The 26,077-nt window shown below is 70.3% G+C and carries 25 protein-coding genes; 5 read left to right on the top strand and 20 right to left on the bottom strand.

All coding sequences use genetic code 11. The features are described from left to right. Positions 1 to 14: 14 nt before the first annotated feature. From ACFYXH_RS19640 to ACFYXH_RS19615, 6 genes are all read right to left on the bottom strand, one after another. Positions 15 to 233 carry a hypothetical protein gene (locus tag ACFYXH_RS19640; RefSeq protein ID WP_389564302.1) on the bottom strand — a complete coding sequence of 73 codons (219 nt, stop codon included), beginning with the start codon at positions 231 to 233 and terminating at the stop codon, positions 15 to 17. A 155-nt stretch (positions 234 to 388) separates the two neighbouring features. After that, complete coding sequence (locus ACFYXH_RS19635; protein WP_389564299.1) at positions 389 to 1,207, bottom strand: GNAT family N-acetyltransferase; 819 nt, start codon at positions 1,205 to 1,207, stop codon at positions 389 to 391. A 57-nt stretch (positions 1,208 to 1,264) separates the two neighbouring features. Next, positions 1,265 to 1,837 carry a hypothetical protein gene (locus tag ACFYXH_RS19630; protein ID WP_389564296.1) on the bottom strand — a complete coding sequence of 191 codons (573 nt, stop codon included), beginning with the start codon at positions 1,835 to 1,837 and terminating at the stop codon, positions 1,265 to 1,267. A 35-nt stretch (positions 1,838 to 1,872) separates the two neighbouring features. Further along, a complete protein-coding gene (locus ACFYXH_RS19625) occupies positions 1,873 to 2,424 on the bottom strand; it encodes a GNAT family N-acetyltransferase (protein ID WP_389564293.1) in 552 nt (183 codons plus the stop codon). A gap of 18 nt (positions 2,425 to 2,442) precedes the next feature. After that, positions 2,443 to 4,647 (bottom strand): MMPL family transporter, encoded by a 2,205-nt coding sequence (locus ACFYXH_RS19620; protein WP_389564291.1) that lies wholly within the window; start codon positions 4,645 to 4,647, stop codon positions 2,443 to 2,445. A gap of 193 nt (positions 4,648 to 4,840) precedes the next feature. Then, complete coding sequence (locus tag ACFYXH_RS19615) at positions 4,841 to 6,958, bottom strand: phosphocholine-specific phospholipase C (protein WP_389564289.1); 2,118 nt, start codon at positions 6,956 to 6,958, stop codon at positions 4,841 to 4,843. Between the two features lie 333 nt (positions 6,959 to 7,291). Between ACFYXH_RS19615 and ACFYXH_RS19610 the strand changes: the two genes are divergently transcribed. Beyond that, positions 7,292 to 8,191, top strand: coding sequence for a hypothetical protein (locus ACFYXH_RS19610; RefSeq protein ID WP_389564286.1), 900 nt, complete (start codon positions 7,292 to 7,294; stop codon positions 8,189 to 8,191). A gap of 375 nt (positions 8,192 to 8,566) precedes the next feature. On the opposite strand, the gene gatB is transcribed toward ACFYXH_RS19610, so the two are convergent. From gatB to ACFYXH_RS19565, 9 genes are all read right to left on the bottom strand, one after another. Then, the gene (gene gatB / locus ACFYXH_RS19605; RefSeq protein ID WP_389564283.1) at positions 8,567 to 10,075 is read right to left on the bottom strand and encodes an Asp-tRNA(Asn)/Glu-tRNA(Gln) amidotransferase subunit GatB; all 1,509 of its coding nucleotides are present in this window, start codon (positions 10,073 to 10,075) and stop codon (positions 8,567 to 8,569) included. A gap of 16 nt (positions 10,076 to 10,091) precedes the next feature. Then, positions 10,092 to 10,322, bottom strand: coding sequence for a hypothetical protein (locus ACFYXH_RS19600; protein ID WP_389564755.1), 231 nt, complete (start codon positions 10,320 to 10,322; stop codon positions 10,092 to 10,094). Positions 10,323 to 10,327: 5 nt separating this feature from the next. Then, positions 10,328 to 11,839, bottom strand: coding sequence for an Asp-tRNA(Asn)/Glu-tRNA(Gln) amidotransferase subunit GatA (gatA, locus tag ACFYXH_RS19595; protein WP_389564280.1), 1,512 nt, complete (start codon positions 11,837 to 11,839; stop codon positions 10,328 to 10,330). A gap of 5 nt (positions 11,840 to 11,844) precedes the next feature. Continuing rightward, a complete protein-coding gene (gene gatC / locus ACFYXH_RS19590) occupies positions 11,845 to 12,141 on the bottom strand; it encodes an Asp-tRNA(Asn)/Glu-tRNA(Gln) amidotransferase subunit GatC (RefSeq protein WP_327326241.1) in 297 nt (98 codons plus the stop codon). A gap of 183 nt (positions 12,142 to 12,324) precedes the next feature. After that, positions 12,325 to 14,439, bottom strand: a complete 2,115-nt coding sequence (locus ACFYXH_RS19585) for a putative bifunctional diguanylate cyclase/phosphodiesterase (protein ID WP_389564277.1) — start codon at positions 14,437 to 14,439, stop codon at positions 12,325 to 12,327. A gap of 316 nt (positions 14,440 to 14,755) precedes the next feature. Continuing rightward, entirely contained in the window at positions 14,756 to 16,939 is a 2,184-nt protein-coding gene (gene ligA, locus ACFYXH_RS19580; protein WP_389564275.1) for an NAD-dependent DNA ligase LigA, read from the bottom strand. Between the two features lie 15 nt (positions 16,940 to 16,954). After that, positions 16,955 to 17,959, bottom strand: coding sequence for a methionine synthase (locus ACFYXH_RS19575; RefSeq protein WP_389564273.1), 1,005 nt, complete (start codon positions 17,957 to 17,959; stop codon positions 16,955 to 16,957). A gap of 48 nt (positions 17,960 to 18,007) precedes the next feature. Continuing rightward, complete coding sequence (locus ACFYXH_RS19570) at positions 18,008 to 18,706, bottom strand: SDR family oxidoreductase (RefSeq protein WP_362680391.1); 699 nt, start codon at positions 18,704 to 18,706, stop codon at positions 18,008 to 18,010. Positions 18,707 to 18,713: 7 nt separating this feature from the next. Continuing rightward, entirely contained in the window at positions 18,714 to 19,253 is a 540-nt protein-coding gene (locus tag ACFYXH_RS19565; RefSeq protein WP_389564271.1) for a TIGR00730 family Rossman fold protein, read from the bottom strand. 50 nt (positions 19,254 to 19,303) lie between these two features. Between ACFYXH_RS19565 and ACFYXH_RS19560 the strand changes: the two genes are divergently transcribed. Both ACFYXH_RS19560 and ACFYXH_RS19555 read left to right on the top strand, forming a co-directional pair. Next, the gene (locus ACFYXH_RS19560) at positions 19,304 to 19,630 is read left to right on the top strand and encodes a DUF427 domain-containing protein (protein ID WP_389564268.1); all 327 of its coding nucleotides are present in this window, start codon (positions 19,304 to 19,306) and stop codon (positions 19,628 to 19,630) included. A gap of 57 nt (positions 19,631 to 19,687) precedes the next feature. After that, positions 19,688 to 20,503: an alpha/beta fold hydrolase gene (locus ACFYXH_RS19555; RefSeq protein ID WP_389564266.1), complete on the top strand. Its 816-nt coding sequence runs from the start codon at positions 19,688 to 19,690 to the stop codon at positions 20,501 to 20,503. 116 nt (positions 20,504 to 20,619) lie between these two features. Here the strand turns inward: ACFYXH_RS19555 and mnmA are convergent, their stop codons facing one another. Continuing rightward, positions 20,620 to 21,747, bottom strand: a complete 1,128-nt coding sequence (mnmA, locus tag ACFYXH_RS19550) for a tRNA 2-thiouridine(34) synthase MnmA (protein ID WP_389564263.1) — start codon at positions 21,745 to 21,747, stop codon at positions 20,620 to 20,622. 61 nt (positions 21,748 to 21,808) lie between these two features. Here mnmA and ACFYXH_RS19545 point away from each other — a divergent pair, with 61 nt between their 5' ends. Then, a complete protein-coding gene (locus tag ACFYXH_RS19545) occupies positions 21,809 to 22,480 on the top strand; it encodes an N-acetylmuramoyl-L-alanine amidase (protein ID WP_389564261.1) in 672 nt (223 codons plus the stop codon). Positions 22,481 to 22,510: 30 nt separating this feature from the next. On the opposite strand, the gene ACFYXH_RS19540 is transcribed toward ACFYXH_RS19545, so the two are convergent. From ACFYXH_RS19540 to ACFYXH_RS19530, 3 genes are all read right to left on the bottom strand, one after another. After that, positions 22,511 to 23,674 carry a cysteine desulfurase family protein gene (locus ACFYXH_RS19540; RefSeq protein ID WP_389564259.1) on the bottom strand — a complete coding sequence of 388 codons (1,164 nt, stop codon included), beginning with the start codon at positions 23,672 to 23,674 and terminating at the stop codon, positions 22,511 to 22,513. Positions 23,675 to 23,774: 100 nt separating this feature from the next. Continuing rightward, positions 23,775 to 24,167 (bottom strand): hypothetical protein, encoded by a 393-nt coding sequence (locus ACFYXH_RS19535; protein ID WP_389564256.1) that lies wholly within the window; start codon positions 24,165 to 24,167, stop codon positions 23,775 to 23,777. 21 nt (positions 24,168 to 24,188) lie between these two features. Beyond that, positions 24,189 to 24,341 carry a hypothetical protein gene (locus tag ACFYXH_RS19530; protein WP_327326229.1) on the bottom strand — a complete coding sequence of 51 codons (153 nt, stop codon included), beginning with the start codon at positions 24,339 to 24,341 and terminating at the stop codon, positions 24,189 to 24,191. A gap of 103 nt (positions 24,342 to 24,444) precedes the next feature. Here ACFYXH_RS19530 and ACFYXH_RS19525 point away from each other — a divergent pair, with 103 nt between their 5' ends. Continuing rightward, entirely contained in the window at positions 24,445 to 25,059 is a 615-nt protein-coding gene (locus ACFYXH_RS19525) for a TetR family transcriptional regulator (RefSeq protein WP_389564254.1), read from the top strand. Here ACFYXH_RS19525 and ACFYXH_RS19520 read toward each other — a convergent pair. Further along, complete coding sequence (locus ACFYXH_RS19520; RefSeq protein WP_389564251.1) at positions 24,995 to 26,047, bottom strand: helix-turn-helix transcriptional regulator; 1,053 nt, start codon at positions 26,045 to 26,047, stop codon at positions 24,995 to 24,997. The genes ACFYXH_RS19525 and ACFYXH_RS19520 overlap by 65 nt on opposite strands. Positions 26,048 to 26,077: the final 30 nt, after the last annotated feature.

Below are 26,077 nucleotides of genomic sequence, written 5' to 3'. Positions count from 1 at the left end.
GAGGCCACGCCACATCACGCGGCGCGCGTGTAGCGGACGCTGTCGGGACTCACCCGGCCCTCCGCGTCCTTGGCGGCCCGCCTCGCGGCGCGGCGGGCCTTGCGTACCTGGCGCACCAGCCGCTGGGTGTCGGCCTCGCGGATCAGGTCGGCCCGGCGGTACTGCTGGAGCTCGTACTCGAACATCTTGTACTCCCTGGTGAAGAGTTCTTCCGGCGTCTTGCGATGCCTCAACTCTCGTCTCCCAGGGGGTCCTGCCACATCGGGAGAGTGCCGCATCTTCGCGTGGGTGGGGGGCCTTAGACGTACCGGAATGCGTACGCCGACGGCCTAAGGCCCCGCCATCTCGGGCCTTATGGAGCGCCTGGGCCTTATGGAGCGCCTGGGCCTCAGTGCCGTACCGGAGGCTGCTCGTGGATATGAGGCTGCTCGTACAGATAGGGAGTGGTGGTGCTCAGAGCTACGAAGCCGAGCCGCTGCAGGATCGGCCGGCTCTGGCTGGAGGCGTCGACCTGCAGGAAGCGGTAGCCGTTCGCGGCGGCGATACGGGCCCGGTGAGCGATCAGGGCCCGGTAGATGCCCCGGCCCCGCCAGGCGGCCAGGGTGCCGCCGCCCCAGAGACTGGCGAACCCGGTGCCCGGGTGCAGCTCCATACGCGCCGCGCACACAGGCAGGTCACCGGCCATCGCAACGGTCATGGTGACCGAGTCCGGAGTCTGTGCCAGTTGCGCGAGGAGCTGTTCGCGCAGGCGGGCGCTGCTCGTACCGAACGCCTGCTCGTGCACATCGGCGATGAGATCCACGCCCGCCGGATCGGTGACCGGTTGCAGCCGGACGCCCTCCGGGAGGTCGACGGCGGTGGGCAGTTCGCGGATCTCGGCGACCATCACCGTCTCCTCGGGCTCGGGGGTGAAGCCGGCTGCCCGCAACCGTGCGCCGAGGTCCTCGGGCCGGTCGTAGGCGTACAGCTTCCACTCGAAGTCGCGCCCCAGGGAGGCGAAGTACCGCACCTGCTCGGCGATCGCCGCGTCGGCCGTGGCCGGGTCGAGGCCGGACCAGACGATGCCGTTCCAGTCTCCGTCGGCGCCGACCTGCCGCACGACGTCGCCGACCCGTTCGACGCGCGCGCCGGAGTCGTCGGGGTCGTCGGCGCGGGTGCGCTGCCGCATCTGGTGGTCGAACAGGGTGAGCGCCGCGTCGTGATCCATCCGCACATTGCAGCAGTGGGCGGACCGTGGGCACCAATGGTTTCAGCGCCCCAGGGGCTACTGAGAACCGGCGCTGGGCAGGCCCAGGAAGAGGTCGAAGTACATGCCGGCGGAGACGATCAGCCCCAGGACACCGAGTACGACTCCGGCCACGGCGAAGGCCCGTACCCAGCCGGCCTTCTGCGGCCAGGCGAGTACGGCCACGCCGACGATCAGCGCGAGCAGCGCGAAGATGCCGTTGACCAGAGCGGTGGTGTGCCAGGCGTCGCCGTAGACCGCGGAGATCTGCTGGGCCGGGGTGCCACCCTGCGAGGTCTTGATCTGTCCGATGAGCGTCTGCCGCTCGGCGGCGATCTTCCCGACCCAGCTGCCGCTGAGCGCCACGACGCCGAGACCGGCCGCGACGACGGCCCCGGCGGCGGCTCCGATACCGGAGGACGTGTGAGGCGTCTCCTGGGCGTCGTCGTCCGTCTCGTTGTCCTCCGCGGCGGCGTTCTGGGCGGCCCCGGGTTCGGCGGGCCCAGCGGCCTCGGCCGGCTCGGCGGCAGCCTTGTCCGTCGCCTCGGGCGCCTCGGTCACATCGGTCGCGGCGGTGGTCTTTTTGGTCTCTGTGGTCTCGGTGGGGTTCATGCGCCGCACGCTAGGTGGCCTGTCTGAGAGTCCCCTTAACGACCGGCCCGCCACTCAGGAGCCAGCACCGACCAGACCTCCATATCGTGCCGTACGCCCTTGTACAGGTAGCTCTCCCGCAGCACTCCGTCCCGCGTCATCCCCAGCCGCTTGGCGACGTTGACGCTGGCGGTGTTCGCAGCGGACGCCACCCACTCGACGCGGTGTATCCCACGCTCCTCCACCGCCCAGGCGATCAGCACCCGGGTGGCGCGCGTGACCAGACCACGCCCCGCGGCGGACGGCTCCAGCCAGCAGCCGGCCTCGCAGTTGCCCGACGCCGCGTCGAAGATCCGGAACAGCACGCCGCCGACGAGCGTCCCGTCGAGCCAGATTCCATAGATCCGGCCGGTGTCCGCGGCCTGCTTCTCGGCGTACGACTGGAGGAAGGCGCGCGCCAATTCGACGTCCGTGCAGAGCGTGGCGAGCCCGATGTACTGGCCGATGAAGTCCCGTCCGCGGTCCATGTGGGCGAAGAACTCCTCGGCCCGCCACGGTTCCAGGGGACGCAGTTCCGCTCCGGCGTCACCCAGCGATATCGCGAACATTCCTCATCCTCCGGCCGGTTACGGCACGAGCTGTGCGTCTTCGCTCGCGCGATGCACAGAGATCTTCGCATGGGCCCGGCACTCGGGCGGTTCGATGCTGATCCGCGGCAGCCACCGGTCCAGCCGGCGCGGCAGCCACCAGTTCGCGCCGCCCAGCATGTGCATGAGCGCGGGCACCAGGAGCGTACGCAGGAGGAACGCGTCCAGCGCGACCGCGGCCGCGAGGGCGATACCGAACATCGCGATGACCCGGTCGCCACTGAGTACGAAGGCGAGGAAGACCGAAATCATGATCACGGCCGCGGAGTTGATCACGCGGCTGGTCTCGGCGAGGCCGACCCGTACCGCCCGCCGGTTGTCGCCGGTCTCCAGCCACTCCTCGTACATGCGGCTGACCAGGAAGACCTGGTAGTCCATGGAGAGCCCGAAGAGCACCGAGACCATGATCACCGGGAGGAAGGGCTCGATCGGGCCCGCGCTGCCCAGCCCCAGCAGCTCGCTCCCCCAGCCCCACTGGAAGATCGCGACGGCGATCCCGAAGGACGAGGCAACGGCGGCCACATTCATCGCGGCGGCCTTCAGCGGAATACCGATGGAGCGGAAGGCGAGCAGCAGCAGGAGACAACCCAGCGCGATGACGACGCCGACGAAGAGCGGCAGCTTGCCGACGATGATCCGGGCGAAGTCGTCGTAGCTCGCGGTCACGCCGCCGACGTGGACCGCCAGCGAGGTGCCGTCCGTGGCGGGCGGCAGGACGTCCGTGCGCAGTCGGTCGACCAGTTCGCTGGTCGACTGCGACTGGGGTGCGGAGTCCGGTACGACGGTGAGGACCGCGGTGTCGGCGCTGCCGTTGTACGTGACCGGGCCGACCGACTCGATGCCTTCGGCGCCGCGCAGGGCGTTGGGCAGCTTGGCCATGGCGAGCCGGTCGTCCGCGCCGTCGAGATGGGCAACGAGGGTGAGCGGCCCGTTGACGCCGGGCCCGAAGCCGTCCCGCATCAGGTCGTACGCCCGGCGGGTGGTGGACGACGACGGGCCGTTGCCCTGGTCCGAGGTGCCGAGGTGGAGCGAGAGCGTCGGCACGGCCAGCACCAGCATGACCACCGCGGCGACCGTTCCCAGCAGCTTGGGATGCCGCTCCACGAACGTGGCCCAGCGCGCGGCGAAACCGGTCGGCGGCTCGGGCTGCGGACCGTGCTCGATCAGCTGTCGGCGTTCGCGCCGGCTCAGCGCGCGCATCCCGATGAAGGACAGCAGCGCGGGCAGCAGAGTCACGGACGCGGCCACGGTGAGTACGACGGTGAGACAGGCGGCGATCGCAACACCGTTGAGGAAGCTGAGGCGCAGGATGAGCATGCCGAGCAGGGCGATGCAGACGGTGGCGCCGGCGAAGACGACGGCGCGTCCGGTGGTGGCGACGGCGTTCCGGGCCGCTTCGGCGACCGGCAGTCCGCGCCGCAGGCCCTTGCGATGTCTGGTGACGATGAACAGCGCATAGTCGATGCCGACGCCGAGCCCGATCAGCATGCCGAGCATCGGTGCGAAGTCGGCGACGGTCATCACATGGCCGAGGAGCACGATGCCCGCGTACGCCGTGCCGACCGACACCAGCGCGGTGGCGATGGGCAGCAGGCTGGCGGCGAGTGAACCGAAGGCGAGGAAGAGGACGACGGCGGCGACGGCCACGCCGACGATCTCGGCCATATGCGCGCCCGGCGCTTCGGTGAGCGCGATGGCGCTGCCGCCGAGCTCGACCTGAACCCCGTCGGCCTGTGCGGCCTTCGCTGTCGCGACGACAGCTTCGGCCCGCGCCTTGGAAATGCCATCGGCCTGCTGGTCGAAGGTGACGGTGGCGTACGCGGTGTGCCCGTCGGAGCTGATCCGCCGGACGCCCTCGGTTCCGTACGGGCCGGCGACGGAGGCGATCCCGTCGAGCTTGGCGACGTCGTGGAGCACCTCGGACATGCGCTGCTCGACGCCGGCGGAGCGGACGCTGCCGGCGTCGGTGTGCCAGACGATGGTGTCGCTGTCACCGCCCCGGCCGTGGAAGCCCTCCTCGAGGAGAGCGGTGGCGCGGCCGGATTCGGTGCCCGGGACTTCGTAGTCGTTGGAGTACGCGGCTCCCGCGAAGACCGCCGCGGTCGCTACGCCGACGAGGGCGAGCAGCCAGAGAAGCACGGCAACGAGGCGGTGCGTGATGCACCACCGGGCGATGGCTGCCAACGCGGTTGCTCCCTGGATGGTTCGTGGATCTTTGACCGGGAACAGCCCGCAAAGAACTCATGATCTACAAAGATACACTCTGACAGTCAATCATGATTCTTTGCCCCTTTCGTGTCCTTACTCACAGTTGTGCGCGGAAGTCCGGGGCCATACCTCCCGAACTCCCGCGCACCACCGGCGTACAGGCGCTTTCTCAGCCCGAGACGCTCGCGCGCCCGTTCTCGATATGACCCATCAGCCGGCGGCGGAAGACGGGGTCCCGGTCAGTGGTCACCTCGATGTCGTACCAGCCGTGCGCGTCGGCCGCCGAGTGCACGACGGTGCGGCTGCGGCCGGCCTTGACCGTGATCGTGCGAGTCCAGTCGCCGAGGTCGGCCTGGTCGACGTAGCCGAGCGGGCGGACGGTGAAGGTGACCGGCTGGGCGCCGTCGTTGCGCAGGGTGAGATGCAGATCGCGGTCGTGATGGTCGATGTGCGAGGAGACCTCCGCGCGACCCTCCGAACGGCCCTGAACGCCGCCCTTGGCGCTGCCGGCGAACTCACGGCGGAAGCCGTTCGGCCCGGTGATCGTGAAGCGGTAGGCGTCCTTGGTAAGGGGCACGGTCCACTGCGCGGTGCCCCTTACGTCCTTGTGCTGCGGGACGGGGAACTCACCGGCGTACGGATAGAGCGCGAAGTGCGCGCTCGCGCGCCCGCTGTTGCTGAGCGACACGGTGAAGGCGCCGCCCGAGACCTTGCCGTGCGCGTCGGGTTGGTACGGCAGGGGACGCGCGGGCCGGGTGCCCTCCTCCTGTACGGGCATGTGCTGCACCAGAGGTGGCACGGGCCGCCAGCGTCCGGTGAACGGCGGTACCGCCCCCGGCTGCTCCACCTCGGGCTGCGGCCTGCCGCGCCGGAAGTCGAAGGCGGAGGTCAGATCGCCGGTGACCGCGCGCCGCCACGGGGTGATGTTGGGCTCCTCGACGCCTGTCCACTTCTCGAGAAGCCGGATCACCGAGGTGTGGTCGAAGACCTCGGAGCAGACATAGCCGCCGACCGACCAGGGCGAGACGACCAGCATCGGCACGCGGACACCGAGCCCGGTCGGCAGCCCCTGCCAGCGCTCGTCCTTGTTGTCGACGGGCGGCACGGGCGGCGGGACATGGTCGAAGAAGCCGTCGTTCTCGTCGTAGTTGATGAGGACGACGGTGTGCCGCCACACGTCGGGGTGCGAGCCGAGGGCATCCAGCACCTTGTAGACGAGCGAGGCGGAGGCGATGGGCGAGGAGGAGCCGGGGTGCTCGGAGTCGATCGCGGACGGCACCAGGTACGACACCTCGGGGAGCTTGCCCGCGGCCACATCGGCCCGGAAGTGCTCGGCGAGGCCGCCGGTCTCCACCCGCCGCAGCCCCCGCTCGAAGAGCGACAGCTCGCTCTTGCTCAGCGTCGCCACGCCCTCCTCGAGCGCCGCGAGCAGCCGTGCACGCTCGGCGGCGTCCTCGGTCTCGCGCACCTTGGCGTAGAAGGCCTCCATGTAGGTGAAGTCGCCGGCCTTCGCCAGCGCCTTGCGCGCGATCTTCTTGAAGCTGGTGAAGAACTCGATGTTGTTGTCGGTGAAGTTCTCCCACTCGGTGTACGTCTTCCAGGACCGGCCGGCCTTCTCGAGCCGCTCCGCGTAGGTGGGCCAGGGGTACCCGGGGTGGGTGCCCTCGTCGTACGCGGCGTTCGTCACGGCCCGGCTGCCGTCGGCCTCGTTCCCGGTCCAGCCGCTCCACAGATGGTTGCGGTTCGGGCTCGTCGACGTATGCGTCGAGGAGTGGTAGGCGTCGCAGATGGTGAAGGTGTCCGCGAGCTCGTAGTGCAGGGGCAGGTCACGGCGGTCGTAGTACGCCATGGTCGCCGCGGTCTTCGCGGAGACCCACCCGTCCATCCATCCGTCGTGCCAGGCCTTGGCGCCGCCCTCCCAGGAGTGGTCGAGTGCGCCTATGTACTGGAGGTCCTTCTTCTGCGCCTCGGCGGCGTCGCGCACCGGGAAGGGCAGCACGGTGCGCAGCGGGCCGGGCTGCTCGAAGACCGGCTTTCCGGACGGGAGCTCAATGGCGTTGCGGTCGCCGAAGCCGCGGACGCCGCGCAGGGTTCCGAAGTAGTGGTCGAACGACCGGTTCTCCTGCATGAGGATCACCACGTGCTTGACCGACCGCAGACCGCCCGACGGGGGCTCCGCGGCCAGCGCGGCCTGCAGGGACGGCGGCAGCAGCGAACCGGCCGCCGCCGCGCCGATGGCGCCTCCGCCGAGTGCGAACAGGCGCCGCCGTGAAATGTCCGTGGCCAAGTGATCCTCCCGATTCCGGTGTTACCGCCCGGAACGTAATGAGTCCGGATGACTTGGGGAAGTCCCAGGGACATCGTGTCGGTGAACGTCCAAGAGCCCGTACGAAGAGTCCAAGCCGGGGTCCGGGAGCGGCTGGAGAGAGGCTGCCGTGTTGGGCGGGCGGCCCGCGTCATCCAGTACCGTGCCAGGTTCGATGTCCGGCCGCGTGTCCCGGTCCGGTGCCCGGCTCGAGACCCCCGAACCCGGCGACTTTCGGCCACGACCTCGATCCCCGCGCCCTCATGTCCCCAAGACCACAGGAGTGTTGTCGGTAGCGGCTGGCACGATGGCGGCATGGAATACACGGGGACCAACCAGCCGATCCTGTCACCCGGCGGTGCCGCAGAGCTCGCCCTGATGCTCCATGACGCGCCCGATCCGCACTTCGACCAGCCCCCCGTTCAGGTGCTCGCGTACGACCCGGGCGCGTCGCTGAGGGACCGGCGGGAGGCGTTCCGGGAGGTGTACGACACGATCGTGGCCCGGATCGGGGAGCCGACGCTCTACGGAGGTTCGGCGGAGGGTCCCAACGTCCGGTGGCGGGACAGCAGAAGGCTGGTGGTGCTCACCGGGGACCGCCGGCGGGCGCAGCTTTCGGTCCACAACACCGACACCTTGGAGAACGAGGAGCGCAGGACCTTCGAGTGGGGCGGCGCCTGGTCGGCGGACGAGCCGCACGACTTCGATTTCCTGCCCTACATCTGGCAGCTGGACCGCAGCGGCCCTGGCGAGCGCCCGATCGAGCGGCCGGGCGGCCGGATGGCGTCCAGCCTCGAGCACTTCGAGACCGCGCTGGCGTTGCTGCTCGCGGCCTGGGTGGAGCAGCTCGCCGTACAGGTCGGCGAGGACTGGGCGAGCTTCAGCGTGACCAGCGGAGCGGACCGCGGCCGCCAGCTGCTGATTTCGTACGCCCTGGAGGACGGGCTGCATGTCTCGGTCGACGACCGGGACGGCGAGGACAGCCCGGAGCGCGACCGGCTGATGCGCTCGCGCGGCTGGCACTCCCGCGACCGCGGCTGGTGGCAGGCGGACTTCGCGGAACCGGAGCGCGGAGAGGTGGCCGCGGTGGCTCGCCTGGCGATCACTGAACTGCGGGCACGCGGCACGAAGGAGCCGGAGGAGCTTCGGGCCCGGGATGTCAGCTGCAAGGACCGCGGCGAACTGTGGCTGCCGGGCTTGGGCATACGTCACTGACGGGACGGGCGGAGCCCGGGCGGGGACCCGGCCGGGCGCTGCGGCACCGGCAGGCGCTGCGGCACGCGCGCCGGGACACGAACCACGGGCGCCGGGACACGAACCACGGGCGCCGGGACACGAGCGTGGGCGTCGCGCACGTAGGGCCAGGAGTGCACGCCCGAGCCGGTGTCGCCCCCGGAGACGGGACACAAGCAGGTCGCGGCACGGGCAGGCCTTGCGGCCGGGACTCGGGCAGGCCTTGCGCCGGGACACGGGCGCGGGCACGGACGTCGGCACACGCACGCCTGCCGCCGCACTCGGACCGCCCTCCACGCGAGACGCGGCCCGCACCGTGTGGTGCGAGCCGCGCCTCCAGGCTGCGGATGCAGGCCGTCAGCCCTCGACGCCGAGCTTCTGCAGGATCAGCTCCTTGACGCGCGCCGCGTCCGCCTGGCCGCGGGTGGTCTTCATGACCGCGCCGACCAGCGCGCCGACCGCCGCGACCTTGCCGCCGCGGATCTTGTCCGCGATCGCCGCGTTGCCCGCGATCGCCTCGTCGACGGCCGCGCCGAGCGCGCCCTCGTCCGAGACGACCTTGAGGCCGCGCTTGTCGACGACCTCGTCCGGGCCGCCCTCGCCGGCGAGTACGCCCTCGATGACCTGGCGGGCCAGCTTGTCGTTGAGGTCACCGGACGCGACGAGCTGCGCGACCCGGGCGACCTGCTCCGGCGTGATCGCCAGCGATGCCAGGTCCGCGCCTTCCTCGTTGGCGCGTCGGGCCAGCTCGCCCATCCACCACTTGCGCGCAGCAGCCGCATCCGCGCCCGCGTCGATCGTGGCGACGATCAGGTCGACCGCGCCGGCGTTGAGGATCGACTGCATATCGTGCTCGGAGATGCCCCAGTCCTCGCGCAGCCGGTTACGGCGTACACGCGGCAGCTCGGGCAGCGTCCCCCGCAGCTCCTCGACCCACTCACGGGGCGGGGCGATCGGCACCAGGTCGGGCTCCGGGAAGTACCGGTAGTCCTCGGCCTCTTCCTTCACGCGGCCGGACGTCGTGGAGCCGTCCTCCTCGTGGAAGTGACGGGTCTCCTGGATGATCGTGCCGCCGCTGTTCAGGACCGCGGCGTGCCGCTGGATCTCGAAGCGGGCCGCACGCTCGACGCTGCGCAGCGAGTTGACGTTCTTCGTCTCGGAGCGCGTGCCGAACTTCTCCCGGCCGTGCGGGCGCAGCGACAGGTTCACGTCGCACCGCATCTGGCCCATCTCCATCCGGGCCTCGGAGACGTCGAGCGCCTTGATGAGCTCGCGCAACTCGGCGACGTACGCCTTGGCGACCTCCGGCGCACGCTCGCCCGCGCCCTCGATCGGCTTGGTGACGATCTCGATCAACGGGATGCCGGCGCGGTTGTAATCCAGCAGGGAGTGGGACGCGCCGTGGATACGGCCGGTGGCGCCGCCGACGTGCGTCGACTTGCCGGTGTCCTCCTCCATGTGGGCGCGCTCGATCTGCACGCGGAAGACCTCGCCGTCCTCCAGCTGGACGTCCAGATAGCCGTTGAAGGCGATCGGCTCGTCGTACTGCGAGGTCTGGAAGTTCTTCGGCATGTCCGGATAGAAGTAGTTCTTCCGGGCGAAGCGGCACCACTCGGCGATCTCGCAGTTGAGCGCGAGGCCGATCTTGATGGCCGACTCGACGCCGATCGCGTTGACGACCGGGAGCGAGCCGGGCATACCCAGACAGGTCGGGCAGGTCTGCGAGTTGGGCTCAGCGCCCAGCTCGGTCGAGCAGCCGCAGAACATCTTGGTCTTGGTGCCGAGTTCGACATGGACCTCGAGGCCCATGACGGGGTCGTAGGCAGCGAGGGCGTCCTCGTACGACACCAGTTCAGTGACGGTCACGGTGAAACTTTCCCTCTCAGCCCAGCAGGACGTCGTCGTCGCCCAGGCGCTTCAGCTCGCGGTAGAGCAGGGCCAGGCCGGTGACGATGGCGGCGGCGGATACGGCGGCATCGATCAGCCGGAGCGTGTCGCCCTCGAAGCGGGCCTTCTTGGCCTGCTTGATGACGCTGATCGCGCCGAAGGCGGTGGTGCCGATCGACAGATACGTACCGGTCTTGGACTTCTTGAAGCCCTTGGCCTTGGTCATTGCGCTCACAGCGACGGTGCCTCCTCGAGCAGCGGGTGTCCCCACTTTTCCACGAAGGCGGCCTCGACCGCGGCGCCGACCTTGTAAAGGCGGTCGTCCTTCATGGCAGGGGCGATGATCTGCAGACCGACCGGCAGGCCGTCCTCCGGCGCGAGACCGCAGGGCAGCGACATCGCCGCGTTTCCGGCCAGGTTGGTCGGGATGGTGCACAGGTCGGCGAGGTACATGGCCATCGGGTCGTCGGCGCGCTCGCCGATCGGGAAGGCGGTGGTGGGCGTGGTCGGCGAAACAATCACGTCGACCTGCTCGAAGGCCTTCTCGAAGTCCCGGGTGATCAGTGTCCGCACCTTCTGGGCGGAACCGTAGTACGCGTCGTAGTAGCCGGAACTGAGCGCGTACGTGCCCAGCATGATCCGGCGCTTGACCTCGTCGCCGAAGCCGGCCTCACGGGTCAGCGCGGTGACCTCCTCGGCGGACTTCGTGCCGTCGTCGCCGACCCGCAGGCCGTAACGCATGGCGTCGAAGCGGGCGAGGTTGGAGGAGCACTCGGACGGCGCGATCAGGTAGTACGCCGACAGGGCCAGGTCGAAGGACGGGCAGTCCAGCTCGACGATCTCGGCCCCGAGCGACTTCAGCAGCTCGACCGACTCGTTGAAGCGCTGGACGACGCCGGCCTGATAGCCCTCGCCGGAGAACTGCTTGACCACGCCGACGCGCATCCCGGCCACGGAGCCGTTGCGCGCGGCCTCGACGACCGGCGGGACCGGCGCGTCGATGGACGTCGAGTCGAGCTCGTCGTGACCGGCGATGATCTCGTGCAGGAGCGCCGCGTCCAGGACCGTACGGGCACAGGGGCCGCCCTGGTCGAGGGAGGACGAGAAGGCGACCATGCCGTAGCGGGAGACCGCGCCGTAGGTGGGCTTGACGCCGACCGTGCCGGTGACGGCGGCGGGCTGGCGGATGGAGCCGCCGGTGTCCGTGCCGATGGCGAGCGGGGCCTGGTAGGAGGCGAGGGCGGCGCTGGAGCCGCCACCCGAACCGCCGGGGATACGGGTCAGGTCCCAGGGGTTGCCCGTCGGCCCGTAGGCGCTGTTCTCGGTCGAGGACCCCATGGCGAACTCGTCCATGTTGGTCTTGCCGAGGATGACGACGTCGGCTGCCTTGAGCCTCTTGGTCAGCGTCGCGTCGTACGGCGGGATCCAGCCCTCGAGGATCTTGGAGCCGACCGTCGTCGGGATGCCCTCGGTGGTGAAGATGTCCTTCAGCGCCAGCGGCACACCGGCCAGCGGGCCGAGCTTCTCGCCGGCCTCACGCTTGGCGTCGACGGCGCGGGCCTGCGCAAGCGCACCCTCGCGGTCGATGTGCAGGAAGGCGTGCACCTTCTCGTCGACGGCCTCGATCCGGGCCAGGTGGGCCTCGGTGACCTCGACGGCCGTGAGCTCGCCTGCGGCGATCTTCGCGGCGATCTCGGCGGCGGTGAGCTTGATACAGCTCTCGATTTTGTTGATGGCCGTCATGGTGATTAGTCCTCCCCCAGAATCTGCGGCACCTTGAAACGCTGCTGCTCCTGGGCCGGGGCGCAGGAGAGCGCCTGCTCGGGGGTGAGCGAGGGACGGACCTGGTCCGCGCGCATGACGTTGGTCAGCGGCAGCGGGTGGGAGGTCGGGGGTACGTCTTGGTCGGCGACCTCGGAAACGCGGGCGACCGCGCCGATGATGTCGTCGAGCTGTCCGGCGAAGTGGTCGAGCTCTTCGGCCTTCAGCTCCAGACGCGCCAGCCGGGCGAGGTGGGCGACCTCCTCGCGCGTAATGCCAGGCATGCAGCGATCCTCAGGGGTGAGAGTGTGTGCTTTGAGCCCAATCCTATGGGGCGCGGGCCGCTGCCCACTAAACGGTTTGCCCACGGGACTCCGCCCCGGCCACCCCCGGGCCGCCTCGGGCCGCCACGCACCGGCCTCGGACCGGCAGCGATGCGCGCCCCGACCACCCGACCGCCGGCACCGTCAGGGGACGACCTGGCTGGACGGCTCGTCGGCATCCGATGCGGCGGGCAGCTCCGCCGGGCGGTGCCAGCCGCGCTCGCCCCTGGCCCGCAGCCATGCGGTGGTCTCCTGCGGCGGCATCGCGGCCGCGACCAGCCAGCCCTGTACGGCGTCGCAGCCCAGATCGCGCAGCCGCTCCCAGGTCTCGTCGTCCTCGACGCCCTCGGCGACCACCAGCAGGCCCAGCGAGTGGGCGAGGTCGACGGTGCAGCGGACGATCGCCGCGTCCTCGTTGTCGACGGCGAGCCGGGCGACGAAGGACCGGTCGATCTTGAGCTCGCTCACCGGCAGGCGACGCAGGTGGACGAGTGAGGAGTAGCCGGTGCCGAAGTCGTCCAGCGACATCTTCACCCCGTGGTCGGTCAGCCCGGCGAGGGTGTCGGCGGCGCGCTGCGGGTCCTCGAGGAGTACGTGCTCCGTGATCTCCAGCTGGAGCGAGCCCGGCGGGACGCCGTGGCGGGCGAGGCGGGCGGCGACCAGCCCGGCGAACCCGGGGGTGTGGACGTCGCGCGGCGAGACATTGACCGCCACCGGGACGTCCAGACCCTGCGCGCGCCATCTGGCGACCTGGGCGAGGGCCGTGTCGAGGACGTACTCCGTCAGATACGGCATCAGGCCCGAGGACTCGGCGATGGCGATGAACTCGTCCGGAGGTACTCGGCCGCGCTCCGGGTGGACCCAACGGACCAGCGCCTCAAGGCCCGCGACATGGCCGTCGAAGCCGACCTTGGGCTGATAGTGGAGCTCCACGTCGCCGGCGTCCAGCGCCCGGCGCAGATCGCCGAGCAGACCGAGCCGGTCGGGAGTGTTGGAGTCACGCTTGGACTCGTACACCTCGACGCCCGTACGGTCCCGCTTCGCCTGGTACATCGCCACGTCCGCGCGCCGCAGCAGGCCCTCCGCGTCCAGCGCGTGGTCGGGGAAGACGGCGACGCCGGCGCTCGCCTCCAGAACGAGCGTGAGTCCGTCCAGGTCCAGTGGCGATGACAGCTCGGCCACCAGATGGCGGGCGATGCGGGTGGCGCTGGTGGTGGAGTCGGCCGTCGGAAGCAGTACGGCGAACTCGTCGCCGCCGAGCCGGGCCGCCTCGGCCCCTCGCGGCAGAGCCAGTCGCAGCCGATCAGCTATCTGGAGGAGCAGCCGGTCGCCCGCGAGATGGCCGAGTGTGTCATTGACCGACCGGAAACGGTCGAGGTCGATCAGTACGAGAGCGGATCGTGCGCCGCTGCCCTCGGCGTCCTCCAGGGCGGCCCAGGTCCGCTCCAGCAGCCACTGACGGTTGGGCAGCCCGGTCAGCGGGTCGCGCAGCTGCTCCTCGGCTCTGGCCCGCGCGATCCAGAGCGTGGAGTCCAGAGCGATCAGCGGTACGGCGAACAGGGGCAGCAGGAGCGGCAGGGCGGTGGCGACCACACAGATCAGCGGCGCGATGCCGAGGAGAGCGACTGCGACAAGACCCTGCCTGAGCAGGGCCGTACGGGCGACGGTGGGCAGCCCGCCGCCCTGCGGGACCAGCACATACCAGAGGAGCAGTCGGGTGACAGCGAGATAGGCGGTGGCCGCCAGGATCACTTCGGGCACGGCCTCGACGCCCCAGTCCAGGGGCAGCCAGGGCCGCTCCACGCTGGGCGCAACGCCGAAGGCGGCGAGGACGAGCGCGGCCGCGCCGATCCCCAACAGGTCCACGGAGCCGTGCAGTACGCCCTGTCGCCAGCGGTGCCTGCGGGCGGCGCCGACCAGTGCGACGACGGCAAGGCTGACCAGGCCGGCGGGCACCCAGCCGAAGAGCAGGAGGACGGCGAGAGTGAGTGCGGCGCCGGAGCCGGTGCCGCCCCACCAGCGGTCGCGGCCGAGCGCGACCAGATGGCCGACGATGATCCCGGTGAGGACGGCGAGCGACCAGCCCACCGTGGACGAGGGGAAGAGCGCATGGCCCTCCTGCACGGTCCGTACGATCCCGGTGACGAGTACGGCGGCGGCGATCACCATGACGATGACGGGCAGCCCGGATGTCATTCCTGCAAGGGCCGCGAATCCACGCGGCCGTGAGACCGGGGCGGCGCTCTCGGTCGGTTTCATTCCCGTCCCTCTCACAGCCGGCGGTGCCGATGCCTCGCGATGGCTCCCGTAGTCATGCCACCACGACTGAAATCCCACCCCGCAGCCGTGCACGACAGGCGCACATCTCAACAGTAGGCCGCAGGAGGCTCGGACGGGCAGCGCTCTACAGCTCTTGCCCGAATGCGACCCGGCCACCCTTAACCATCTGGTATGCGCTGAACGGGTGACCTGTACCTGGTGTTCCGGGTCCCGTTTTCGCGTCCGAATCCAGCCCCGCGCGCCCCCAAAGGACCTCCGCGCAAGCCCCTCCCAAGCCCCGCGCACGCCCCCTCCGTTACGCCTCTGCAGGCACAGCGGCCTCACGAGCTGCATCGGGCCCCTGTTCGAGCAGAACGGCGAAGCCTTCCTCGTCCAGCACCGGCACCTTCAACTGCATTGCCTTGTCGTACTTCGAACCCGGGTTGTCACCGACCACCACGAACGCCGTTTTCTTGGAAACGGAACCGGCCACTTTCGCTCCGAGGCTCTGGAGGGCCTCTTTTGCGCCATCCCTCGTGTAGTTCTGCAGCGTGCCGGTGACGACAACGGTGAGTCCCTCGAGCGGACGCGGCCCTTCGTCCTCCCCCGCGCCCTCTTCCTCCATACGAACGCCCGCAGCGCGCCACTTGCGCAGGATCTCGCGGTGCCAGTCCTCCGCGAACCACTGCTTGACCGAGGCCGCGATGATGTCGCCCACCCCGTCAACCGCCGCCAGCTCCTCCTCGGTGGCCTGCTCGATCCGCTCGATCGACCGGAACTCCCGGGCCAGCGCCTCGGCCGCGACCGGTCCGACATGACGGATGGACAGGCCCGTGATGATCCGGGCCAGCGGTCGCTCCTTGGCCGCGGCGATGTTCTCCAGCATCGCCAGGGCGTTCTTCTTCGGCTCGCGCTCCTTGTTGGCGAAGATCATGGCGACCTTCTCCTCGCCGGTCTTCGGGTCACGCTTGGGCAGTCCGCTGTCCTGGTCCAGGACATACGCCTTGATGGGCAGCAGCTGCTCGATGGTGAGGTCGAACAGCTCGCCCTCGTCGGTCAGCGGCGGTGTGGGCGGCTCCAGCGGCTTGGTGAGCGCGGCCGCCGCCACATAGCCGAAGTTCTCGATGTCCAGCGACTTGCGGCCGGCCAGATAGAAGAGACGTTCACGCAACTGGGCCGGGCAGGAGCGGGCGTTGGGGCAGCGCAGATCCACGTCGCCCTCCTTCATCGGCCGCAGCGCCGTCCCGCACTCGGGGCACTCGGACGGCATCACGAACTCACGCTCGCTGCCGTCCCGCAGATCCACGACCGGACCGAGGATTTCCGGAATGACGTCGCCGGCCTTGCGCAGCACCACTGTGTCGCCGATCAGCACGCCCTTGGCCTTGACCACGTCCTGGTTGTGCAGGGTGGCGAACTCGACCTCGGAGCCCGCGACCGTGACCGGCTCCACCTGCGCATACGGCGTGACGCGCCCGGTGCGGCCGACGCCCACGCGGATGTTGACCAGCTTGGTGTTGACCTCCTCCGGCGCGTACTTCCACGCGATCGCCCAGCGTGGCGCGCGCGAGGTGGAGCCGAGCCGCCCCTGGAGCGGGATCTCGTCGAGCTTGACGACCACACCGTCGATCTCGTGCTCCACCGAGTGGCGGTGCTCGCCGAAGTAGGCGATGAACTCCCGTACATCCTCCAGCGAGTCCACGACCTTGTTGTGCCGGGCGGTGGGCAGGCCCCACTCGCTCAGCAGGTCGTAGGCCTGCGACAGGCGGTCGATGTCAAAGCCCTCGCGCGCGCCGATGCCGTGCACGACCATGCGCAGCGGACGGGTCGCCGTGACCCTCGGGTCCTTCTGGCGCAGCGAACCCGCCGCGGCATTGCGCGGGTTGGCGAAGGGCTTGTCGCCGGCTTCGACCAGGCGGGCGTTGAGCTCCTCGAACTTCTCCATCGGGAAGTAGACCTCGCCACGGATCTCCACGAGATCCGGGATGCGGTCACCCTGCAACCGGTCCGGGATGTCCGCGATCGTGCGGACATTGGGAGTGATGTCCTCGCCGACGCGGCCGTCGCCCCGGGTCGCCGCCCGGGTCAGCCGGCCCTTCTCGTACGTCAGGTTCACGGCGAGGCCGTCCACCTTGAGCTCGCACAGGAAGTGGTACTCCTGCGAGCCGAGATCACGCGCGATGCGCTCGGCCCAGGCGGTGAGCTCCTCCTCGTCGAAGGCGTTGTCGAGGGAGAGCATCCGCTCGCGGTGCGCGACCGCGCTGAACTCCGTCTCGTACTGCCCGGCGACCTTCTGGGTCGGCGAGTCGGGCGTACGCAGCTCCGGATACTGGTCCTCCAGCGCCTCCAGCCCGCGCAGCAGCTTGTCGAACTCGGCGTCGCTGATGACCGGTTGGGCGTTCACGTAGTACCGGAAGCGGTGCTCTTCGACCTGCTCGGCCAGCTGGGCATGCTTCTCCCGTGCCTCGGCGGGCACAGACCCTTGCTGTTCGACAGCCACCGTCTCGTCCTCCCGTTACTCAGGGTTGTCTGCGAGCGATCTCGCGGCCCGGACGCAGTGGGCGAGCGCGGCGCGCGCGTACGCCGGTGAGGCACCCGCGAGACCGCACGACGGGGTGATCACCACGGACTCGCTGAGAGTCCCCGGATTCAGCCCCAGCCTGCGCCACAACGTCCTGACACCCATGACGCTACCGGCAGGGTCTGACAATGCGGCGTCGGTGGACGGTACGACGCCCGCGAAGAGCTTCGTACCGCCTTCCACCGCCTCGCCGATCTCTTCCTCGTCACGCTCGGTTAGCAGCCCGAAATCGAATGAGACGCCCGCGAACCCGGCCCGGCGCAGCAGCGCGAACGGCACGTCCGGAGCGCAGGAATGGACGGCGACGGGATCCTCGCTCACCCCGATCACGTCCCGCAGCGCGCTCTCGACGATCTGGCGGTCGACCGCCCGGTGTGTGCGATACCCGCTGGCGGTCCTGATCTGTCCGCGCAGCACGGCGGTGAGCGACGGCTCGTCGAGCTGCAGCACCACGCGCGCGCCCGGCACCCGGCGGCGCACCTCGGCGAGATGGCCGCGCAGCCCCTCCGCGAGCGAGGCCGTCAGATCGCGCACGGCGCCGGGATCGCCGAGCGCGGCCTCGCCGCCCCGCAGCTCCAGCGCGGCGGCGAGCGTCCACGGCCCCACCGCCTGCACCTTCAGCGGGCCCTCGTAGCCCTGGGTGTACTCCTCCAGCGCGTCGAGGTCCTCGCCGAGCCAGGAGCGGGCCCGGCGGGTGTCGCGCCCCGGCCGGTCGCTGATCCGCCAGCCGCTGGGCTCGACGTGCGCGTACATCTCGACGAGCAGCCCGATGGTCCGCCCGATCATGTCGGCGCCGGGCCCGCGGGCGGGCAGCTCGGCCAGATAGGGAAAGTCCTCGAAGGAACCGGCGACGGTCTTCGCGGCCTCGCGTGCGTCGCCGCCGGGCATGGATCCGATGCCGGTGGCGGGGCCCCAGGGGAAGTTGTTCTTGTCGCTCACTCGGGAAGGGTACGCGCCGCTCCCGTCGGGGGCCCGGCGCGAGCGTCCTCAGCGCCCGGGCCGCACCGTCACGTCGTTGATCTCCGCGTCGCGCGGCAGATCGATCGCGGTGAGGATCGTCGTCGCGACCGACTCCGGGCTGATCCAGCGGGACTCGTCGTACTCCTTGCCCTCCTGCGAGTGCACCTTGGCCTGCATGGGGCTGGCGGTACGCCCCGGATAGACGGAGGTCACGCGTACGCCATTGCTGTGCTCCTCGTGGCGCAGCGAGTCGGCGAGCGCCTTCAGACCGTGCTTGGACGCGGCGTAGGCGCCCCATTCCGCATGGGCGTTGAGGCCCGCGCCCGAGTTGACGAAGAGAACATGGCCCTTGGCTGCCCTGAGTTGGGGCAGGAACAGCCGGGTCAGCTCGGCCGGGGAGATCAGATTGGCGTTGAGCTGCTGGTGCCAGGTCGTGGGGCGGAGTTCCGCGATCGGGCCGAGGTCGACGACGCCCGCGATGTGCAGCAGGGAGTCCAGGCGGTCCGGCATCGGCTGCATGCCGAGCGACCTGGAGATGCGGTCCGGGTCCGCGAGATCGGCGACGAGCGTACGGGACCCGGGATAGCGGCCCGCGAGCTCTTTGGCGCGGCCGGCGTCACGCGCCAGGAGTACGAGTTCGTCGCCGCGTCCGTGCAGTCGGCGCGCGACCGCCGCGCCGATGCCCGAGCCTGCCCCGGTGATCAGATGTGTGCCCATACGGGACATGCTCGCACTACTGCACGCCCACCGACTCCTCCAGGTAGGCGAGCGCCGAGACCCCGTCCTCCGCGAAGAACACCAGGTCGGTCAGCGGAAGCGGCAGAAAGCCTTCGTCCTCCATCCGCCGGAACTGCTGCTTCAGCCCGTCGTAGAAGCCCGCGGTGTTCAGCAGCACCACCGGCTTGGTGTGCTTGCCGTGCTTCTTCAGCTCCAGGATCTCGGTGGCCTCGTCCAGCGTCCCCGTACCGCCGACCATGATCACGATCGCGTCGGCCTTGGCGAGCATCAGCGCCTTGCGCTCGGCGAGGTCCTTGGCGATCACCATCTCGTCGGCGTTCGTACGGGCCTTCGCCCCGAGGAAGTCGACCGAGACGCCGACCAGCCGCCCGCCCGCCTGCTGGACACCGTCCGCGACGACCTTCATCAGTCCGCACTCGGACCCGCCCCACACCAGGGTGTGGTCTCCCTTGCCGACCAGCTCGGCGAATTCGCGGGCGGGCCGGGTGTAGCGGTCGTCGAGGTCGGCGGCGGAGAGGAAGACACAGATATTCATGGGATCACGGTACGGGGAAGAACTCGGGCCCTGGCGACGCTGTGCCATGTATGGCTGGACACACGATCACCATCGAGCAGGGCACGGTTCACGTACGCGTAGCGCGCGGCGACGAAGTTCTCGGGGAGAGCCGTCGCCCGCTCGTCCTGCGCGAGACGGGCTGCCCCGTGCGCTACTACCTCCCCCCGGAGGACGTACGCACCGACCTGCTGAAGCCCTCGGAGACCCACACGTACTGCCCGTTCAAGGGAACGGCCTCCTACTGGTCGCTGCCGGACGCGCAGGACCTGGTGTGGGAGTATCCCGAGCCCAAAGACGAAGTGGCGCAGATCAAGGGGCATTTCTGCTTCTACGACACGGAGGTCGTCGAGGCCTGACAGAAGAATCTTGCGGGCGAGCGATGAGTCCCGCCGAGCGGGGCGGTCAGCAGTCTCATGGACAACTCGAGCAGAACGCTGCACAAGGCCACGTCGAGTGACGGCACGCTCATCGCGTACGAGCAGCGGGGCGCCGGGCCGCCGGTGGTTCTGATCGGCGGTGCGCTGTGCACGGCGGCGACGGACGCGCCGCTGGCCGCGCTGCTCGCCTCGCAGTTCAGTGTGTTCACCTTTGACCGGCGAGGCCGGGGCGCGAGCGGTGACACCGCTCCGTACGCGGTGGAGCGCGAGATCGAGGATCTCGCCGCCGTGCTCGCCGCGGCGGGTGGCAGCGCCTGTGCGCACGCCATCTCCTCGGGCGCGGCGCTTGCTCTGAAGGCGGCGGCCGCCGGACTGCCGATCACTCAACTCTCGGTGTACGAGCCACCGTTCACGGCGGATCCGGCGAGCCGCGAGGAGCCCGCCGCCTACGTCGCCAGGCTGCGTGAGCTGGTGGAGCAGGGGCGGCCCGGCGATGCGCTCGCCCTCTTCCTGACGGAGACCGGGATGCCGCCGGCGGCGGTCGCAGGGATGCGGCAGACGCCGATGTGGGCCGAGAGGGAAGCGGTGGCGCACACCCTCCCCTACGACCACGAGATCATGGGCAACGGTCAGGTGCCGGTCGAGCAGCTGCGTACGATCGCCCAGCGCGTGGTGGTTGTCGACGGTGGCGCGAGCCCCGGCTGGCTGCGGGCCGCGGCACGCGCGGTGTCCGAGTGCCTGCCACGGGGCCGGCACCACACGCTGACCGGGCAGACGCATGAGGTGGCGCCGCAGGTGCTGGCCCCGCTACTGGCGGACTTCTTCGCCGGTGAGGGCCGGAGCCAGGGCTGACCGGCCGGCGCCGGGACCGAGGGCCGCCGGAGCCTGGACCGGCAGTCTGGCTCCGGGACCGAGGGCTGGAGCCGGGACCGACAGCCTGGCGCCGGGACTGACCACTCGGCGCAGGATCAGGCGACCTGCGCGGCCGCCCGCCCGGTCGTCGCGATGGTCGCGGAGCCGACCACCCGCGTGCCGTCGTACAGCACGATCGCCTGGCCGGGCGCCACACCACGTACCGGCTCGGCGAAGCTCACATTCAGCGTGCCGTCGACGAGCTCGGCGGTCACTGACGTCTCGCCGCCGTGCGCGCGCAGCTGAGCGGTGTACGTGCCCGGGCCCTCCGGAGCCGTGCCGCACCAGCGGGGCTTGATGGCGGTCAGGGCGTCGACATCCAGTGCCTCGACCGGGCCGACCGTCACCGTGTTGTTCACGGGAGAGATGTCGAGGACGTAGCGCGGCTTGCCGTCCGGGGCCGGGTGGCCGATGCGCAGGCCCTTGCGCTGGCCGATCGTGAAGCCGAAGGCTCCGTCGTGGCTGCCCAGCTTCTCGCCCGACTCGTCGACGATGTCGCCCTCCGCCGTGCCGAGGCGCGAGGCGAGGAAGCCCTGGGTGTCGCCGTCCGCGATGAAGCAGATGTCGTGGCTGTCGGGCTTCTTGGCGACCGCGAGTCCCCTGCGCTCGGCCTCCGCGCGGATCTCGCCCTTGGTGGTGAGGGTGTCGCCGAGCGGGAACATGGCGTGCGCCAGCTGCCGCTCGTCGAGGACGCCGAGGACGTACGACTGGTCCTTGGCCATGTCGCTGGCGCGGTGCAGCTCGCGGCTGCCGTCCTCGCCCGTCACGACCGTGGCGTAGTGACCGGTGCACACGGCGTCGAAACCGAGCGCGAGCGCCTTGTCGAGCAGTGCCGCGAACTTGATCTTCTCGTTGCAGCGCAGACAGGGGTTGGGGGTGCGGCCGGCCTCGTACTCCGCGATGAAGTCCTCCACCACGTCCTCGCGGAAGCGCTCGGCGAGATCCCACACGTAGAAGGGGATGCCGATGACGTCCGCGGCGCGGCGGGCGTCGCGCGAGTCCTCGATGGTGCAGCAGCCGCGCGCACCCGTGCGGAAGGACTGCGGGTTCGCGGAGAGCGCGAGGTGCACACCGGTGACATCGTGTCCGGCCTCGGCGGCACGGGCGGCGGCGACGGCGGAGTCCACGCCGCCCGACATGGCGGCGAGCACTCGGAGGGGGCGCTGGGAAGTCTGAGGAGTCATAGCCCTACCAGGGTAAGGGGCCCGGGGAACCGAAAGCTCGCGAGTATGCGTTGGTGATCGCATGGGGAGTGAATCGAAGCGCGGCGACGACGGCGGTAAGCGGCCCGTGAGCAGGCGGGCCGTGCTGATCGGCGGCGGGGTCGTGGTGCTGGGGACGGGCGTGCTGGCCAAGGACGAGCTGAAGCGCATCTGGTGGCGGGTGCCGGGGATCACGAGGGCGCGCAAGGAGGGTGCGATCGACTATGCGGGCGCGGAGTGGACGGCCGCCTCCCGGGCGAACTGGCGGCTCGCGGACCGGCCCGACGACTACTCCATCGACCGCGTGGTCATCCATGTCGTCCAGGGCAGCTATCCGTCGGCGCTCAAGGCCTTCAAGGATCCTGGGCACGAAGCCGCGACGCACTATGTCGTACGCAAGGACGGGCATGTGGCGCAGATGGTCCGCGAGCTGGATGTTGCCTTCCACTCCGGGAACCGCTCGTACAACGAACGCAGTGTCGGCATAGAGCACGAGGGCTTCGTGGACCGGCCGGCCGATTTCACGGACGCGATGTACCGGTCGTCGGCAAAGCTGACGGCGGGGATCTGCGGGCGGTACGGGATCCCGGTGGACCGCGAGCACATCATCGGGCATGTGGAGGTGCCGGGAACGGACCATACGGATCCTGGGCCGCACTGGGACTGGGACCGGTACATAAGGCTGGTGGGGGACGCGCGGGCGGCGGCACGGTAACCCCTGTGGGCGGGCTGTGCGCGTCCGGGATCAGACCAGGCCGGCCGTACGGGCCCGTTCCACCGCCGGGCCGATTGCTTCCGCGACCGCGTCCACATCCGCCTTGGTGGAGGTGTGGCCGAGGCTGAAGCGCAGCGTGCCGCGGGCCAGGTCCGGGTCGGTGCCGATGGCGAGGAGGACATGGCTGGGCTGGGCGACGCCGGCCGTGCACGCGGATCCCGTGGAGCACTGGATGCCCTGGGCGTCCAGGAGCAGCAGCAGGGAGTCGCCCTCGCAGCCGGGGAAGGTGAAGTGGGCGTTGGCGGGGAGGCGGTCGTCCGGGTCGCCGCCGAGGATCGCGTCCGGGACTGCCGTACGGACGGCCCGGACCAGCTCGTCGCGCAGCGAGCCGATCTCGTGGGCGAAGTCCTCACGCCGCTCGGCGGCGAGGCGGCCGGCCACGGCGAAGGAGGCGATGGCGGGGGCGTCCAGGGTGCCGGAGCGTACATGGCGCTCCTGGCCGCCGCCGTGCAGGACGGGGACTGGGCTGTACTCGCGGCCGAGCAGCAGCGCGCCGATGCCGTACGGGCCGCCGATCTTGTGTCCGGAGACGGTCATGGCGGCGAGGCCCGATGCGGCGAAGTCCACTTCGAGCTGACCGAAGGCCTGGACCGCGTCGGCGTGCAGCGGGACGCCGAACTCCTTTGCCACGGCGGAGAGTTCGGTCACCGGCATGACGGTGCCGATCTCGTTGTTGGCCCACATCACGGTGGCGAGCGCGACATCGTCGGGATTGCGCGCGATGGCCTGGCGCAGCGCTTCGGGGTGCACCCGCCCGTACGCGTCGACCGGCAGGAACTCGACCGTCGCGCCCTCGTGCTCGCCGAGCCAGTCGACGGCGTCGAGGACGGCGTGGTGCTCGACGGGGCTGGCCAGTACGCGAGTCCTGGCCGGGTCGGCGTCGCGTCTCGACCAGTACAGGCCCTTTACGGCGAGGTTGTCGGCCTCTGTGCCGCCGGAGGTGAAGACCACCTCGCTGGGCCGTGCGCCGAGCGCCTCGGCGAGGGTCTCGCGGGCCTCCTCGACGGCGCGGCGGGCCCGGCGCCCGGCGGCGTGCAGCGCGGAGGCGTTGCCGGTGACGGTGAGCTGCGCGGTCATCGCCTCGACGGCTTCCGGCAGCATCGGAGTGGTCGCAGCGTGGTCGAGGTAAGCCATGGTGGCCACGATTCTACGAGGCCTGGCGGGGGCGCGGACGCGGCGCAGGGGTGCACGGGCGTGCGGGCTCCGCTTTCCCGGCTGTCCGCGGCTGCCGGCGTCAGCCTCCGAAGCCCCAGACGACGGTTCCGTTCACGGTGACGAGTACGGCGAGAACAGCCAGGTCGGCCAGTCCGAGTGCGAGTCCGAGCAGGGCGCGGAAGCGGCGGGTGGTGCCCCGCCGGAGGGCGATTGCGGCCAGTACGACGGCGATCGGGCCGAGCAGGATGTTCATCACGAGCAGGCCGACGAGGCCGAGGATGAAGGCGGCGACGGCCATGCCGTCGGCGTCGCGCCGGGTCCCGGGCTGCGCCTCCGGCCGGGTTTCGGACTCCGGCCGGGTCTCGGGCCGAGTGGCGTTCCGGACGGTGGCATCCCCGGCGGTGCTCTCGGTGCGGGCGCCGCGTGCGGTGCGTGAAGTTCGTGCGGTGCGTGCGCTGGCGGTGAGTTGCATGGTGGTTCGGCTCCTTCCGGGTCAGTGGTTCCGGGCGCGACGCTCGCGCACGGCGAAGACGAGCAGCCATGCGCCGATGACGGAGCAGGCCACGAAGGTGACGGAGAGCGGGAGTTGGGCCACGGCGCCCAGCATGATTCCCAGGAGGAGAAGCGCTGCGACGATGGCGATCATTGTCTTCCTTCCCAATTCTGGGTGAACACTTGTCGGTACGACTGTTCACTGACTCTCGAGTCTACACTTCCCTTATCGAGAGAACGGTTGTTTACTGAATGCTATGAGTCACACCGTCGGGATCCGTCAGGCCCAGAAACAGAAGACCCGTCAGGCCCTCCTGGACGCCGCGCTGCAGCTCCTCGAGGAGCAGAGTCTGAGCAGCCTCGGACTGCGTGAGGTGACGCGGGCCGTGGGTGTGGCGCCGACGGCGTTCTACCGGCACTTCAGGGACACGGCCGACCTCGGCGTCGCGCTCGTCGAGGAGGCGCTCGGCAGCCTGCACGCCATGATCGGCGAGGCGCTCGCCGAGACCGGTGACGATGTACGTATCGACCGGACCGTCGCGCTGATCGCCGGTCTCGTCCGCAGGTCACCAGCCCATGTCCGCTTCATCGCCCGCGAGCGGCACGGCGGTGTACAGCCCGTACGCGAGGCCATTGGCGCACAACTGCGCCGGTTCGCCGACGAAGTGGCGGCGGCCTTCGCCCGCGAGCCGGAGTCGGCCGGATGGAGCGAGGCCGATCTGCGGATGCTCGCGGGTGTCTATGTCGACCACATGGTGATGACGGCGTACACATTCCTGGAGGCCGGTCCCGAGGGCGAGGAGCAGGTCAGCTCGGTGGCCCGCCGTCAGCTGCGTCTGGTGAGCCTCGGCCGGCGCCACTGGCTGGACTGACGGGCCCGACGGGCAGCGTGCCGGGCCTGCCGGAATCGCTTCCGTACAACTCGACCACGGCCGCCGCCGCGCGGGCCAGCTCTTCCCGCGCCTCCGGCGGAGACAGCACCTCCACGCTCTCGCCGAAGGCCAGCAGCGCGCGGGCCGCCATCGCGGTCGGCAGTGCGAGCTCCACGCGCGCCCACTCACCGGCGACCTGAGGCTCCGCGGTGAGCTGACTGGCCTGTATGCGCAGGAACATGTCCAGCCGGTCGGTCCTCACCAGCGCCGTCACCCGTACGTCCGCCGGGCGGTCCTCGACCTGACGGCGCAACACCTGCCAGACGTCCGCCAGTTCCTGGCCGGGGCGCCGCCGGACCGGAGCGTCGGTGAGGGTGGCGGCGAGCACCCGGTCCGCGCGGAAGAGCCGGGGGGCTGCCCGGTGATCGGCGACCAGGTACCAGACGCCCGCCTTGACGACGAGTCCGTACGGATCGAGCGTGTACGTCCGTGGTTCGGTCGTCCCGCTGTGCCGGTAGCGCAGCCGCAGCCGACGGTCGGTGAACACGGCGGAGTTCAGCACGTCCAGATCGACGGCCGGCTGCGGTACGCGCATCCAGCGGGCCGGGTCGACCAGGATCCGCCGGCTCGTCAACTCGGCGGCGGGCCGGTGTGGTTCGGGCAGCGCGGCCATGACCTTGCGCAGTGCGGAGCCGAGCGCCTCGTCGAGGCCGAGTGCGGAGTGGGCGCCCTGGGCGGCGAGGACGAAGAGGGCACGGGACTCGTCGGCGGTCAGCCCGGTGACGTCGGTACGGAAGCCGGGCAGCAGCGCGATGCCGCCGTGCCGCCCGCGCTCGGCGTAGACGGGGACGCCGGAGGACGAGAGCGCCTCGATATCGCGGTAGATGGTGCGTACGGAGACTTCGAGCCGCTCGGCGAGTTCGGCGGCCGGGACGAGGCCGCGGGTCTGGAGGAGCAGCAGGATCGAGAGCAGCCGGTCGGATTTCACGGGTCTGAGGGTCTCCGGAAAACTTGACGG

The sequence above is a fragment of the Streptomyces sp. NPDC002730 genome (genome assembly GCF_042888805.1).
GTDB lineage: Bacteria > Actinomycetota > Actinomycetes > Streptomycetales > Streptomycetaceae > Streptomyces.
The sequence above is the reverse complement of the archived record's forward strand: the minus strand, read 5'-3'. Positions and strand labels throughout refer to the sequence as shown.